Source organism: Streptomyces humidus, assembly GCF_014649655.1.
Lineage (GTDB): Bacteria > Actinomycetota > Actinomycetes > Streptomycetales > Streptomycetaceae > Streptomyces > Streptomyces humidus.
Window position 1 is genome coordinate 21581 of the sequence record NZ_BMTL01000017.1, and the last position, 13522, is coordinate 35102.

Genomic DNA, 13522 nt, shown 5'->3' on the forward strand with positions numbered 1-13522 from the left:
CCGCGGCCTACGGCCCGGTGGCCCCCTCGTCCCGGTCACGACTGTCGCGCCTGTCGTCCCCCTCGTCCTCGCCCGCCGCGCTCTCGGCGTCCCCGCCGTCCGGGCGCCTGCCGGCGGGGTCCGGCGGGGCGTTGGTCATGCCGGGGAGGAAGTCCGTGAACAGCTCGTGCACCTCCAGGACGAGTGGCCGCAGGACCCGGAACCGGGCCAGCGCCACGCCCCGCGCGGTCAGCCGCGCACCCCGCCCGGCCAGCCGGTAGCTGCGCTCGCGCCCTTCCGTGCGGTCGTAGATCCAGTACATGACGAGGCCCATCTGCGAGAGCCACATCAACTCGGGCAGCACCTCGCGCAGTTCCTCCGGCACCTTGGCCTTCGAGCCCGCGAGCACCTCCCGGTGGACGCCGATGGCCTGCACGCGCGCGGGCTCCGACTCGGCGGAGAACGGGCTGAGCGGGCTGTCCGGGTCGGCGGCGTTCTTGAAGAACTGGACGGCGAACTCGTGGTAAGGCTTCGCCACGTCCAGCCAGGCCCGCAACACCCCCGCCAGCCGGGCCTCCAGACTCGTCTCCCGCGCCAGGATGTCCCGGACGGCCTCCCGGTGCTCCGCCGCCAGCCGGTCGTAGAAGCCCTGGATCAGGTGCTCCTTGCCGGCGAAGTAGTAGTACGCGTTGCCGACCGAGACCCCGGCCTCCTGGGCGATGGCCCGCATCGTCGTCCGGTCGTAGCCGCGTTCCTGGAACAGCCGCATCGCGGTCTCCAGGATCAGCGCGCGCGTCTGCTCGGACTTGGACGCGGGTGCGCCCTCGCGGGACGGGGTCGGGGGAGCGGCCTCGGCGGGGCCGTCGTTGTCAGCGGGCACGGAAGAGAGCCTAGTCAGTGGCGCAGTGGCCGTCGGCACAGGTCGGCGGGTGGTGGGTCCAGCCCCCGTACGGGTCGTACGTCCACCCGTCGGCGCTGCGGTAGACGCCCCCGCCCCAGCCGGCGCCGCGCCGGTGTCCGCGCCGCCACTTCGCGGCGGAGAGCACGGCGGCCCGCGCGACCTTCGCGCCGGCGGGCGTGCACAGCCGGTGTGACAGCGGACGGTGCTCACGCAGCGCCCACAGGGTCACGATCCAGGCGGCGGCGCCCTGGTAGACCTGGCCCGAGTCGCCGACGACGGTGATCTCGTCGAGGGTGGCGCGATGGTCGAGGCCCGGGTGGCGGGCGCACGCCTCGGCGGAGCCCGCCGGGACGAACTCCAGCGGCACCAACTGTGGCTGCCGGCTCAGCCAGTCGCGCAGGAACCCGCACAGCGGGCACTCGGCGTCGTAGAGGACGGTGAGCCGGCGGACCGGGACGCGGCGGGCGTCCCGGTCAACGGCGGCCTGGACGGCCGGGGCGGCCGCGCGGACCGGCATGGTGCTCACGCCCCGGCCGCGGGGGCCGACGGAGCGGTCCAGCCCTGCGGGGCGACCGGCGGAACCTGCTCGCGCTCCATGGCCCCGCGCCGCCGGATCCGGTTCAGCACGTAGACGTTGGCCAGGTGCATCGCCCCGAGCACCAGCAGCACCACGCCCAGCTTCGTCGACAGGGCCTCGAAGACGCCTCGGGTGTCCTCGATGGTGTCGTCGCCGCTCAGATAGAGGGCGACGAAGCCGAGGTTGACGAGGTAGAAGCCGACCACCAGGAGGTGGTTGACGGCGTCGGCGAGCTTCTCGTTCCCCTGGAGCACGTCGGCCAGGAAGACCCGCCCGTGGTGGCTGAGGGTCCTGGCCACCCAGATCGTCAGAGCGATGCTGACGATCAGGTAGACGACGTAGGCGATGACCGTGCGGTCCATGTTCCCCACCTTTTCTTGAACGCGTTCAAAACGCTGTCGAGGACGACTCTAGCGCTGTTTTTGAACACGTTCAACAGGGGGGTGGCGTGACGGGTACGGCCTCGACGCCTGCCCGGGCGCGGGGCGTTCGGAGCGGCACGTGAAGCCCGGGGGCGTACCCTCAGGGGCCGGCGATCTCGGCGGACTGCCTACGGCCACGGCGAACGGCGCGTCGAGCGGTGCCGTGGATGCGTAGCTGTTCTTCGGCGCGAGCGCCGGCGGCGACCTTTCGCCCGCGGCGCCCGGAGGACGTCTTCCTCCGGGACCACAAGAGCGACAGCAGGCGCTGGGCCGCGAAGGCCTGGGGGCCGCCTGCGCCGTCTGCCCGGCGGCGACCCGCGGTGGCAGGCCTCGTGACGAGAGGTCAGTCGCTCTTCTTCGCCCGGCCCGCCGCGAGGATCTCGGCGGCGTCCAGGGTGACCTTGGCGCCGATGACGTCGGGCAGGGTGACGGACTGGCCGGGCGCGTAGAACTGGTGGCTGTCGTAACCGCCCGTGATCGGCTCGGTGAGGACGTGGACACGCTGGTGCTTGCGGTCGACGACGACGTAGACGGGCACCTTCGCCTGGGCGTACGCGGCGACCTTGGTCTTGAGGTCGTCCTTCCAGTTCCCCGAGGTCACTTCCAGGACCAGGCGGAAGCAGCCGGGGTCGTACGCGTTGTTCTCCACGAAGTGGTCGTCGATGTCGGCGTCGACGATCACGAGGTCGGGAATCGCGTAGTCCTCCGCGCCCGTCGGCAGCCACAGCCCGACGTTCTGGAGGACCTCGCTGTCCCCGTCGTCGAGCCCTGCGGCGATGAACGGTCGCATGAGCTTTGTCAGGGCACGGGCGTGCGGGGCATCCGGTGACGGTGTCACGAGGAGGTGACCTCCGACGATCTCGACGCGGTAGCCCGGATGACGCTCCATGATCTCGTCGGCGATGGCCGTCAGCGAGAACGGCTCGTCGGCGTAGGGCTGCTCGACGGATGCAGCGGACATCGCGTGCCTCCTCGGGGCCGGTGTCGAGAACATCATCGTAGGCCGGGCGGCCCGCCGGTGTCCCTCTTGATCACGTTCACCCGATCGTGGCGTCGGCACGCCGAAGGGCCCCGCCCCCGGCGTGAACCGGGAGGCGGGGCCCTCGACGACGTGCCGGAGGCGGCGTCAGAAGCGGCGCGTGATCAGCGCCCGCTTCACCTCCTGGATCGCCTTGGTGACCTCGATGCCGCGCGGGCAGGCGTCCGTGCAGTTGAACGTCGTACGGCAGCGCCAGACGCCGTCCTTGTCGTTCAGGATCTCCAGCCGCTGCTCGCCGGCCTCGTCACGCGAGTCGAAGATGAAGCGGTGGGCGTTCACGATGGCGGCCGGGCCGAAGTACTGCCCGTCGTTCCAGAACACCGGGCAGGACGACGTGCAGGCCGCGCACAGGATGCACTTCGTCGTGTCGTCGAAGCGCTCGCGGTCCTCGGCCGTCTGGAGACGCTCGCGCGTCGGCTCGTTGGTGTCCTTCGTGATCAGGAAGGGCATCACGTCGCGGTACGCCTGGAAGAACGGCTCCATGTCGACGACCAGGTCCTTCAGGACCGTCAGGCCCTTTATGGGCTCGACCGTGATCGGCTTGGCGGGGTTGATGTCCTTGATCAGCGTCTTGCACGCCAGACGGTTCTTGCCGTTGATCCGCATCGCGTCCGAGCCGCAGATGCCGTGGGCGCAGGAACGGCGGAAGGTGAGCGTGCCGTCGACGTCCCACTTGATCTTGTGGAGGGCGTCGAGGACGCGCTCCTTCGGGTCGATCTCCAGCTGGAAGTCTTCCCAGACCGCCTCGGCCGAGACCTCGGGGTTGAAGCGGCGCACGCGGAGGGTGACCGTGATGTACGGGGAGTCGGCGAAGCCGGGCTCGGGGGCGCCGGCCGCGTCCGCCTTGTCGAGGGTCGGGGTTGCCATCAGTACTTACGCTCCATCGGCTGGTAGCGGGTCTGGACGACCGGCTTGTAGTCGAGACGGACGGTCTCGCTGCCGTCGTCGCCCACCTCGCGGTACGCCATGGTGTGGCGCATGAAGTTGACGTCGTCGCGGTTGGGGTAGTCCTCGCGGTAGTGACCGCCGCGGGACTCCTTGCGGGCCAGCGCGGAGACCGCCATGACCTCGGCCAGGTCCAGGAGGTTGCCCAGCTCGACGGCCTCCAGCAGGTCCGTGTTGAACCGCTTGCCCTTGTCCTGGATCGACACGTTCTTGTAGCGCTCGCGCAGCTCGGCGATCTTCTCGACCGCCGTCTTGATGGTCTGCTCGGTGCGGAACACCATGACGTTCGCGTCCATGGTCTCCTGCAGCTCGCGGCGCAGGACCGACACGCGCTCGGTCCCCGTCGACGCCCGCAGCCGCTCCACCTGGGAGACGACCAGCTCGGCCGGGTTCTCCGGCAGCTCGACGAAGTCCGCCTTCTGGGAGTACTCGGCGGCGGCGATGCCCGCCCGGCGGCCGAACACGTTGATGTCCAGCAGCGAGTTCGTGCCCAGACGGTTGGCGCCGTGCACCGACACGCAGGCGACCTCGCCGGCCGCGTACAGGCCCGGGACGACCGTCGTGTTGTCGCTGAGGACCTCGCCCTCGACGTTCGTCGGGATGCCGCCCATGGCGTAGTGCGCGGTGGGCTGGATCGGGATCGGGTCCGTGTACGGCTCGATGCCGAGGTAGGTCCGCGCGAACTCGGTGATGTCCGGGAGCTTCGCGTCCAGCTGCTCCGGCGGGAGGTGGGTGAGGTCGAGGTAGACGTGGTCGCCCTCGGGACCGCAGCCGCGGCCCTCGCGGATCTCCGTGTAGATGGACCGGGACACGACGTCACGCGACGCCAGGTCCTTCATCACCGGCGCGTACTTCTCCATGAAGCGCTCGCCGTCCTTGTTGCGCAGGATGCCGCCCTCACCGCGGGCGCCCTCCGTCAGCAGGATGCCCATGCGCCAGATGCCGGTCGGGTGGAACTGGAAGAACTCCATGTCCTCCAGCGGCAGCCCGCGCCGGTACACGGCGGCCTGGCCGTCACCGGTCAGGGTGTGCGCGTTCGACGTCACCTTGAAGAACTTGCCGCAGCCGCCCGAGGCGTAGATGACGGCCTTCGCCTGGAAGACGTGGATCTCGCCGGTGGCCAGCTCGTAGGCCACCACGCCGGCCGACCGCTTGACGCCGTCGACCTCGGTGATCAGCTGGTCGAGGACGTAGAACTCGTTGTAGAACTCCACGCCCTCCTTCACGCAGTTCTGGTACAGCGTCTGAAGGATCATGTGGCCGGTGCGGTCGGCCGCGTAGCAGGAGCGGCGGACCGGGGCCTCGCCGTGGTTGCGGCTGTGACCGCCGAAGCGGCGCTGGTCGATCGTGCCGTCGGGCGTGCGGTTGAACGGCAGGCCCATCTTCTCCAGGTCGAGGACGGAGTCGATGGCCTCCTTCGCCAGGATCTCCGCGGCGTCCTGGTCGACCAGATAGTCACCGCCCTTGACCGTGTCGAAGGTGTGCCACTCCCAGTTGTCCTCCTCCACGTTGGCGAGCGCGGCGGCCATGCCGCCCTGCGCGGCGCCCGTGTGGGAGCGGGTGGGGTAGAGCTTGGTCAGCACGGCGGTGCGGCTGCGCTTCGTCGACTCGATGGCGGCGCGCATACCGGCGCCGCCGGCGCCGACGATGACGGTGTCGTACTTGTGGATCTTCATGATTCTCGCAGCCCCGTGCCTAGCGGATGTTCGGGTCGAAGGTGAAGATCACCAGCGTGCCCAGCAGGATGGTGAACACCGTGGCGGTGTAGAGCAGGCCCTTGAGCCAGAGCCGGGTGTTCGCGCGCTCCGCGTAGTCGTTGACGACCGTGCGCAGACCGTTCGCGCCGTGCAGCATCGCGAGCCACAGCATCAGCAGGTCCCAGACCTGCCAGAACGGGGAGGCCCAGCGGCCGGCCACGAAGGCGAAGCCGATCTTGGAGACTCCGCCGTCCAGGACGAGCTGGATCAGCAGGTGACCCAGGACCAGGACGACCAGCACGACGCCGGACAGACGCATGAACAGCCAGGCGGCCATCTCGAAGTTGCCCCGGGTGGACTTGGGGGTCTTCTTCGTGCGCTTGCGCGGGGCCTCGATGAAGGGCGCCGGGTGGTCGACGTCGTAGAGCGAGCCGCCCTCGACGGGGCCGACACCGGCTGCGGTGGATTCAGTGGTGGCCATCGGTGTCAGCTCCCGAACAGTTCACGAGCGGCGTGCCCGAGAACGGGGTAGATCGCCCCGAGCATCAGCACGAGCCACAGGCCGACGACGCTCCAGAGCATCTGCTTCTGGTAGCGCGGGCCCTTCGACCAGAAGTCGACGGCGATGACGCGCAGACCGTTGAGCGCGTGGAAGAGGATGGCGGCGACGAGGCCGTACTCCAGCAGCGCGACGATCGGGGTCTTGTAGGTGGCTACGACCTTGTCGTAGTCCTCGGGGGAGACACGCACGAGCGCGGTGTCGAGCACGTGGACGAACAGGAAGAAGAAGATGAGGACGCCGGTGACTCGATGAGCCACCCAGGACCACATTCCTTCCCGGCCGCGGTACAGCGTTCCAGCCGGCACGGAAGAACCCTCCGGGAGCGGGGATCAGGGCCTGCCGGCTTCGGCGTCGGACGGGCCCGGCCGGGTACGGTCCACCGGCCCCCAGCATCGTAGCCATGCACCGCCGCCGGGCTTACGCCGGGCCTACCGGTGTGATCAAAGTGGCACGCATATGGGTGAGTGTTCCCGGCCGCCGAGGTGGGTTGTGCGGATGTCTGCCCGGGTTCGTGCGGTTATGCGCCGTGTGCGTGCCGGTCGGGGCCGTTCGCGGCCCGCGCCGCCGCCGCAGGGGTCGCCACCCCGGAACCCCTCACGGGCCCGTGCCTCTGAAGCGGCTCGCCAGCCGGGCTCTGCCGAGGTGGCGGAGTTCCTCCGACGCCACCACCCGCTCGTCCTCCGGATCGTTCGCCAATCGTGACCGGATGCCTTCCAGGACGCGGTCCAGGCGTTCGTCCGGCGGGACGGCCGCCAGGCTGATGACGAAGGCGTGGCCGAAGCGGGCCTCGTAGGCCGCGTGCGCCGCGCTCAGGGCCGTGTGGGCCGCTCCGTACGCGTCCTCCGGCAGGGCGGGCAGGGTCTCCGCGGTCAGTGCCTCGGCCAGATCGGCCCAGGTCAGGTCGTATGCGGCCTCGTCCGACGCGGCCAGGAGGGCGTCGAGCGTCGGGTAGGGGCGGTGGTCGGCGATCCGGCGGGCCCAGCTGACGCTGCGCAGACACGTGAGGAGGGTGCGGTGCGCCTCGTCGACGGGGGCGGTGTTGAAGCCGTCGAGCAGGGGCGTGGGTGAGCTCCGGGTCTGCGCCGGTATGGCGATGCAGCCGGAGAGAGGGGAGAGAGGGTGCGCAGGCAGCGTGGATCCTCGCGTCACGTGTGATGTGGCAGGGGATGCAGTGAAAGATGTGTCGCTACGTTACCGAGAGCAGTCAGTACGTGTCTGACGGACGCCCGAATTTCACTCGAACGAGAGAGTTTCCGAACGTGTCGTGGACCCCGTCGCGCAGTCTTCGACGCGCCTCCCCCGGATGAGGGCCGTACGGTTGGCGGGGTGAGCAGGCACAGGCATCGGCGTCCGGCGCCGAAGAAGGAGTCGCGGCGCGGTTCGCGGCGCGGTTCGCGGCGCGGGCCGCAGCGGACCGTGGCGCTGCGGGCGCTGCTGGCGGGCGGGCTGGTGGCCGCGCTCGGCGTCGGACTCGGCGTGTGGGCCTCGTCGGGACAGGGCGCCGGGACCCCGGCGGGTTCGGCCGCCTCCCGGCAGACCGCCGGGACCTCGGTCGGCGCCGCCGCCGTGCCGCCCGCGGCGCCGACGCCCAGCCGCTCGTACCCTCTGTCCACCGCCCCCCGGACCATCCCCGCCGTCCGCTCCCACACCCCGGCCCGCGGCCCGGGCTGGCGTCCCGCGTCCACCCGCCGGGTCGTGGTGAGCGACGCCGGGCTCGCCGACGAGGGGCGGCTGATCGCCGGCGAGCTGGGACTGGCGTACGCCGGGCAGAAGAACGACGTGCGCGCCGGGGACCTGAGGCTGGCGCTCAACGACGACGAGGGCGCGAACCCGGAGTCGTACACCATGACCGTGCGCGGCGGGCGGGTCACCATCAGCGGGCCCTCCGACGCCGGCGTGTTCTACGGCACCCGCACCCTCAAGCAGGAGGTGCACGGCGGCGGCACCGCCCCCGAGGGCGTCGTGCGCGACCAGCCGGCCAAACCGCAGCGCGGGTTCACGCTGGACATCGCCCGCAAGTACTTCAGCCCCGCCTGGATCGAGGACCGGGTGCGAGAGCTAGGCGACCTCAAGTACAACCAGCTCGGCCTGCACTTCTCCGACGACCAGGCCTTCCGGATCCAGTCCGACAGCCACCCGGAGATCGTCGCCGCGCGGCACCTCACCAAGGCCCAGGTGAAGAAGATCGTCGACCTCGCGGCGAGCCGGCACATCACCGTCGTGCCGGAGATCGACTCGCCCGGTCACCTGGGCGCCGTCCTCGCCGCCCATCCCGAGCTGCAGCTGCGCAACGCGAGCGGCGTGGCCACCCGCGGGGCGATCGACATCTCCAAGGACGAGTCCGCGAACCTCCTCGACGACCTGCTGGACGAATACGCAGGCGTGTTCCCCGGCGCGTACTGGCATCTCGGCGGCGACGAGTACCAGGCGCTGACCGTGTCCAGCCCGTCCGCCTCCTACCCCCAGCTCGCCGCCGCGGCGAGGGCCCGGTACGGCTCCGGCGCGGGCGTGGCCGACCTCACCACGGGCTGGCTCAACGACCGCGCCGACACCGTCCGCGCCCACGACCGGACCATGCGGGTGTGGAACGACGGCTTCTTCCGCGGCACGTCGGTCAAGCCGGCCTCCGGCCTCGTGGTCGCGTACTGGACCGGCAAGGAGATCGGGGCGCGCCCGCCGGTCGAGTACCTCGCCGCGGGGCGCAAGATGCTCAACTACAACGACGAGTACTTGTACTACGTCCTCGGCGAGCCCAACGACTTCGCCTACCCCACCGGCCGGCGGATCTACCAGCAGTGGACCCCGCGGGTGCTGCGCGGCACGACGCCGGTGCCCGCGAAGTACGACGCCCAGATCCTCGGCGGCTCCCTCTCGGTCTGGTGCGACCTCGCGAACTCCCAGACGCAGGACCAGGTCGCGGCCGGCATCCGCATGCCGCTGCGGGCGACCTCGCAGAAGCTGTGGGACGCACGGACTCCGCAGCTGTCCTGGGCACAGTTCACGGCGCTCGCCGGCCGGCTGGGCTGATCCCGCCGGGCGGAGCGGCCGGGCCCTCGCCGACGTGGCCGGAAACCTCCTGTGACACTCCTGGCCCGTCGCACGCAGTAAAGGGGAAATGCGGGCTCCGTAAGGTAGGCGCCCTGGCGAGGGAGGCGTGGATGAGCCTGGTGGAACTGATCGCTCAGGCCGACGACCGCGGACTGGCCGCCAGCGGGCTGGCTTGTTTGGACCGCTGCGTCCCCCTGCTCGGCGGTGACGACGACATCCTGCGGCCGCTCTGGAGGAACCTCACCGAGGCCTCCGACGCCGCCGACTGGGGTGAACTTCTGGAACAGGCGCGGGGCAAGCTGGGATCCCCGGCCGAGGAGGGCGACGAGGCGGAACTCCTCGCCCACCGGATGCTGGCCGCCGCCCCGGACGACCGCCGCGCCGACGAGGTGCGGGTCTGGGCCGACGCCTGCTCGGTCGCCTCGCTCCAGATCCACCGTCTCCTCGACGCGGCGACCGACGAGCACCCGGTCGACGCGCGCCGCGAGGGCCGCACCGAGGGCATGTCACCCCTCGTCGCCGCAGAGCTGCGCCGTCAGATCACCGTCCTGGAGGTCCTCGCCGGCCACGGGGCGAGCGGGCTGCGCCGCGCGCTGGAGGAGTCCACGGAGGGCCGCCGGGTGCTGCGCGCGGTGGTGTCGCGCCGGGCGCGCGGACGCAGGTGAACGCCGGTCACCTGATACCTCCGAGGATGCCCCGGCCTTCAGGCCGGGGAGGAATCGGACCCCTGCGGAGCAGGGCAAGGAAAGAGCAATCGCCGTCAAGGCGATTGGTCGTCTCCACCCACGGCGGTGCGGGCGACCTCAAGCATGTAGACGATCTCGGAGTTGAGGGACCGACGCTCGCGCTGAGCGTGGTCACGCAGCCAGTCGCGGAGTTCTTCGGGGAGGCGGAGTGTGATCCGTACTTCGTTATCCATGGTGCTATTATGAGGGCATGACGACACCAGTGATAGCCGAAGGGGCCGGGCATGCCCGGTACACCTACCGGCTTCGCGTGTCGTCGACCGCGCTGGCCGGACTCGATGCCGAGTGGGCGCGCTGCCGGTGGATCTGGAACGAATGCGTGGCCATGTCCCGCAAGGTCCACGGCCTGAACAAGGACGCCACCGAGAAGGTGACGTGCGGTCCGGCGCAGCTCGACAAGATGCTGACCGAGGCCCGCACCGCCATGGGATGGCTGCGCGAAGGTGCTTCGGTGCCGCAGCAGCAGACCATCCGCGACTTCGGCAAGTCCCGCGCCAAAGCCTTGAAGGACATCAAGGCCAGGCTGCCGATGCGGCAGCGTGCCGGGATGCCCCGGATCAAGCGCAAGCGCGACGCCCTGCCGTCGCTGAACTACACGCGGCGCGGCTTCCGGCTGAAGGACGGCCGTCTCCACCTCGCCGGGGACATCGCCCTGACCGTGGTGTGGTCCCGTGACCTGCCCGCCGACCCCACGTCGGTCCGGGTGTACCGCGACAGCCTCGGCCACTGGTACGCCTCGTTCGTCGTGGAGACCGCCGCCGAGCCGCTGCCCTCGACGGGCCGGGCGATCGGGATCGACTGGGGCGTCAAGGAGACCGCCACCACCACCTCGGACGCGCACGACCTTCCGCACGCCCAGCATGGCCGCACCGCCGCCGCGAAGCTGGCCCGGTACCAAAAGCAGATGGCGAGGCGGAAGCCCGCACGCGGCAAGGCCGCCTCGAAGGGCTACCGGGCGGCATCCCGCGCGGCGGCCAAGGTCCACAAGAAGGTTGCCCGTCAGCGCCAGGACACCGGCCGCAAGTGGGCGAAGGCGGTCGTGCGCGACTTCGACCAGCTCGCCGTCGAGGACTTCAAGCCGAAGTTCCTCGCGAAGTCCACCATGGCCCGCAAGGCCGCCGACGCGGCGATCGGCGCGACCAGGACCGCGCTGACCGAGATGGCCCGCAAGCACGGCCGTATCGTGCACCTGGTGCACCCGGCCCACACCACGATGGACTGCTCCGAGTGCGGTGCAAGAACCAAGCACGCACTTCCCCTCTCTGAACGAACGTATGCGTGCACCGCGTGCGGAGCCGTGTCCCCCAGGGACAAGAACTCCGCACGTGTGATGCTCGTCCGGGCTGGTCTCAACCCGGCTGGTGCTGATGGTGGAAGTCCCCCGGGAGCGCCGCTCCCGGAGGCAGCCTGAGCTAGGAATCCCCCGGCTTCAGCCGGGGGAGGATGTCAAGGCAGCCACTTGACGACCGCGTCCCGGTGGCGGGCGGTCGCGGTGTAGAAGTCCGTCAGCTCCCGGTGCGCGCAGGCGAAGGCGGCCCGGGTGCGGGTCTCCTCGGCACGGCCCCCGTAGCGGGGCAGCAGCGCGGCGCTGGCCGGGCGCCACAGGTCGTCGAAGTCGCTCCGCGCCAGGAACGCGGCGACCCGCGCCGTCTGGGCGACGGTCAGCACCACCAGCGGCGCCCCCTTCGCTCCGGCCGGGTGCACGGGCTCGCCGCCGAGCACGACGTGGGCGTCGGGGTAGAGCAGCTGCTGGTCGCCGTAGTGGCCGTCCAGGGGCTGCGCGCGGTGCCGGCGCATCCGGTCGCGCACGGCGTCGTCGGCGGCGGCGTCGGCGGGGTGGTCGTCGAACAGCTTCCGCAGCCAGGTCGCGCTGTTGCGCAGTGCCGACGGCGGCACGGCGCGGAGCTGGAGGTAGGCGTTCATCACCCGGAGAGCGCGCGCGGACCCGGAAACGTCACCTCTGTGCCCGTCCTGCGGTGGAGTCGGGGCGGCTCTGTGCCGGTCCCGGGGAGGTCCCGGATCCGCGTGACGGATCACGGCCGGGCGGCGCTCTTTCTTTTGTGACGTGGACGACTCAACCGACTGACCAGGCGGGCGGCCGGCCCTCCGCCGCCGCCAGAGCGGCGCGCTGGGCGGCGGACGCCGTGGCCGCCGTGCGCGAGGACGTGCGCCCGCACCTCGACCACTCGGCGCAGAGTCTGTGGCGCGTCGACCGGCTGATCGAGGAACTGCGCCGCGCGGGCGCCCCGCTCCCGGAGTCGGAGAAGCTGCTGCGCGGTCTCGGGGCCTACGCAGGAGAGGTGATCGTCCGGCAGACCGGCGCCGAGTGGTGGGGCGCCGGCGGCGACCACTGGGTCCGCACCCCGGACGGCCGTCTGTGGGAGCCCCTGGACGAGGCCCGCCGCTGCTTCGCCGGCCACGGCTCCCTGCGGCTGCTGTGCCGGGACGCGATGCGCGGGAGGCGGTGACCGGCGCCGGGCCGGCCGCCGCCTCGGCTCGGGGCGCACGTCGGCGAGGCTCCGGTGCGGCGGGCCGACGGGCCCGGCGCCAGGTCCGGCCGGACGGTCGGCGCGCGGATGCCCGGCGGGCGGGCCCGGCGGGCGGGTCCGGCAGGAGGGCCCGGCAACCGCTCTGCGGGGCCGTCGACCGGTTTGAGGCCGGCGACGCGGAGGAGGCTCCGCGGCTCTACCGCCGCACGCCGCACGGGCGGGCCCGCAGAGCCGTGGCCCGACCGCACCCTGTGACACTTCTGTGCGGCCCGGCGCTGTTGACCGTGGGGGCCTGGCCGCATCCGGACGTGTCCGGCGGGGGAGCCGCGCGCCCGCAACGAACTCCGTACGAACGAGGAAAGTCTTGGGCCAGGGAGGGAAACCCGGGCGCGCGCACGCCTACGACGGGGAACTGGGCGCGGCCGTGGCGCGGGCCCAGGACGGCGACGAGGCCGCGTTCGCGATGGCGTACCGGATCGTGCAGCCCGGACTGCTCGGCTACCTGCGAGGGATCGTCGGCGACGACGCGGAGGACGTGGCCTCCGACGCCTGGCTGGAGATAGCCCGGGATCTGGGGAGGTTCCGCGGCGACGGGGCCGGCTTCCGCGGCTGGACGGCGACCATCGCCCGGCACCGGGCGCTCGACCACCTGCGCCGGCTGCGGGTGCGGCCGCGCTCGGCGGGGCTGGACCAGGACGCCGTCCTCGACCTGCCCGGGCCGCACAGCACGCACGACCAGGCGCTGGAGTCCCTGTCCACCGCGCAGGCGCTGGAACTGGTGCGCGGACTGCCCCGGGACCAGGCGGAGGCCGTGCTGCTGCGGGTCGTCGTCGGACTGGACGGCCCCGCCGCGGCGCGGGTGCTCGGCAAGCGGCCCGGCGCCGTGCGCACGGCCGCGCACCGGGGCCTGAAGAGGCTCGCCCGCGAGCTGGGCGTGGCCGGCGCGGACGGTGCGGGCGGCGCGGACGGTCGCGACGGCGAAGGTGTGACGGATGGCGGCCCCAGGACGCTGGGGGAGTCGACGTGAACGGAAACGTTCGCGAACCGTATGGATCAGTGAGGGATCAACGCGGGACCAGCGGTCGAGCGGTCCCGGCGGATGCATGGGACGAAGGCG

General features: G+C 71.5%; 16 protein-coding genes. 5 read left to right on the top strand and 11 right to left on the bottom strand.

The genetic code is table 11. From position 1 onward, the window contains the following. Window positions 1-7 precede the first annotated feature (7 nt). The 9 genes from IE239_RS20415 to IE239_RS20455 all read right to left on the bottom strand — a co-directional run bounded on the left by IE239_RS20415 (window position 8) and on the right by IE239_RS20455 (window position 7271). Window positions 8-859: a TetR/AcrR family transcriptional regulator gene (locus IE239_RS20415; protein ID WP_308435403.1), complete on the bottom strand. Its 852-nt coding sequence runs from the start codon at window positions 857-859 to the stop codon at window positions 8-10. 10 nt (window positions 860-869) lie between these two features. Beyond that, entirely contained in the window at window positions 870-1397 is a 528-nt protein-coding gene (locus IE239_RS20420) for a thiol-disulfide oxidoreductase DCC family protein (RefSeq protein WP_190150928.1), read from the bottom strand. Between the two features lie 5 nt (window positions 1398-1402). Next, complete coding sequence (locus IE239_RS20425) at window positions 1403-1819, bottom strand: hypothetical protein (protein WP_190150788.1); 417 nt, start codon at window positions 1817-1819, stop codon at window positions 1403-1405. A gap of 403 nt (window positions 1820-2222) precedes the next feature. Next, on the bottom strand, window positions 2223-2840 hold the full coding sequence (locus tag IE239_RS20430) for a Uma2 family endonuclease (protein WP_190150789.1): 618 nt from the start codon (window positions 2838-2840) through the stop codon (window positions 2223-2225). Between the two features lie 165 nt (window positions 2841-3005). Continuing rightward, window positions 3006-3785 (bottom strand): succinate dehydrogenase iron-sulfur subunit, encoded by a 780-nt coding sequence (locus tag IE239_RS20435; RefSeq protein ID WP_190150790.1) that lies wholly within the window; start codon window positions 3783-3785, stop codon window positions 3006-3008. Further along, complete coding sequence (sdhA, locus tag IE239_RS20440) at window positions 3785-5539, bottom strand: succinate dehydrogenase flavoprotein subunit (protein ID WP_190150791.1); 1755 nt, start codon at window positions 5537-5539, stop codon at window positions 3785-3787. Before sdhA ends, IE239_RS20435 begins: the two co-directional genes overlap by 1 nt. 19 nt (window positions 5540-5558) lie before the next feature. After that, on the bottom strand, window positions 5559-6041 hold the full coding sequence (locus tag IE239_RS20445; RefSeq protein WP_190150792.1) for a succinate dehydrogenase hydrophobic membrane anchor subunit: 483 nt from the start codon (window positions 6039-6041) through the stop codon (window positions 5559-5561). A gap of 5 nt (window positions 6042-6046) precedes the next feature. After that, a complete protein-coding gene (sdhC, locus tag IE239_RS20450; protein WP_078504082.1) occupies window positions 6047-6427 on the bottom strand; it encodes a succinate dehydrogenase, cytochrome b556 subunit in 381 nt (126 codons plus the stop codon). Window positions 6428-6716: 289 nt separating this feature from the next. Continuing rightward, window positions 6717-7271 (bottom strand): 2-oxo-4-hydroxy-4-carboxy-5-ureidoimidazoline decarboxylase, encoded by a 555-nt coding sequence (locus IE239_RS20455; RefSeq protein ID WP_190150793.1) that lies wholly within the window; start codon window positions 7269-7271, stop codon window positions 6717-6719. 285 nt (window positions 7272-7556) lie between these two features. Here IE239_RS20455 and IE239_RS20460 point away from each other — a divergent pair, with 285 nt between their 5' ends. Further along, a complete protein-coding gene (locus IE239_RS20460) occupies window positions 7557-9149 on the top strand; it encodes a beta-N-acetylhexosaminidase (RefSeq protein WP_190150929.1) in 1593 nt (530 codons plus the stop codon). A gap of 131 nt (window positions 9150-9280) precedes the next feature. Next, on the top strand, window positions 9281-9835 hold the full coding sequence (locus tag IE239_RS20465; protein ID WP_190150794.1) for a hypothetical protein: 555 nt from the start codon (window positions 9281-9283) through the stop codon (window positions 9833-9835). 95 nt (window positions 9836-9930) lie between these two features. Here IE239_RS20465 and IE239_RS20470 read toward each other — a convergent pair whose 3' ends face one another. Beyond that, on the bottom strand, window positions 9931-10089 hold the full coding sequence (locus tag IE239_RS20470; protein WP_190150795.1) for an Arc family DNA-binding protein: 159 nt from the start codon (window positions 10087-10089) through the stop codon (window positions 9931-9933). 17 nt (window positions 10090-10106) lie between these two features. Here IE239_RS20470 and IE239_RS20475 point away from each other — a divergent pair, with 17 nt between their 5' ends. Then, window positions 10107-11327 carry an RNA-guided endonuclease InsQ/TnpB family protein gene (locus IE239_RS20475; protein WP_190150796.1) on the top strand — a complete coding sequence of 407 codons (1221 nt, stop codon included), beginning with the start codon at window positions 10107-10109 and terminating at the stop codon, window positions 11325-11327. A 35-nt stretch (window positions 11328-11362) separates the two neighbouring features. On the opposite strand, the gene IE239_RS20480 is transcribed toward IE239_RS20475, so the two are convergent. Next, window positions 11363-11839 (bottom strand): DUF1877 family protein, encoded by a 477-nt coding sequence (locus tag IE239_RS20480; RefSeq protein WP_190150797.1) that lies wholly within the window; start codon window positions 11837-11839, stop codon window positions 11363-11365. A gap of 137 nt (window positions 11840-11976) precedes the next feature. On the opposite strand from IE239_RS20480, the gene IE239_RS20485 reads away from it, so the two are divergent. Then, complete coding sequence (locus IE239_RS20485; protein WP_190150798.1) at window positions 11977-12384, top strand: hypothetical protein; 408 nt, start codon at window positions 11977-11979, stop codon at window positions 12382-12384. 385 nt (window positions 12385-12769) lie between these two features. Continuing rightward, window positions 12770-13432 carry an RNA polymerase sigma factor gene (locus tag IE239_RS20490; protein ID WP_190150799.1) on the top strand — a complete coding sequence of 221 codons (663 nt, stop codon included), beginning with the start codon at window positions 12770-12772 and terminating at the stop codon, window positions 13430-13432. Window positions 13433-13522 lie beyond the last annotated feature (90 nt).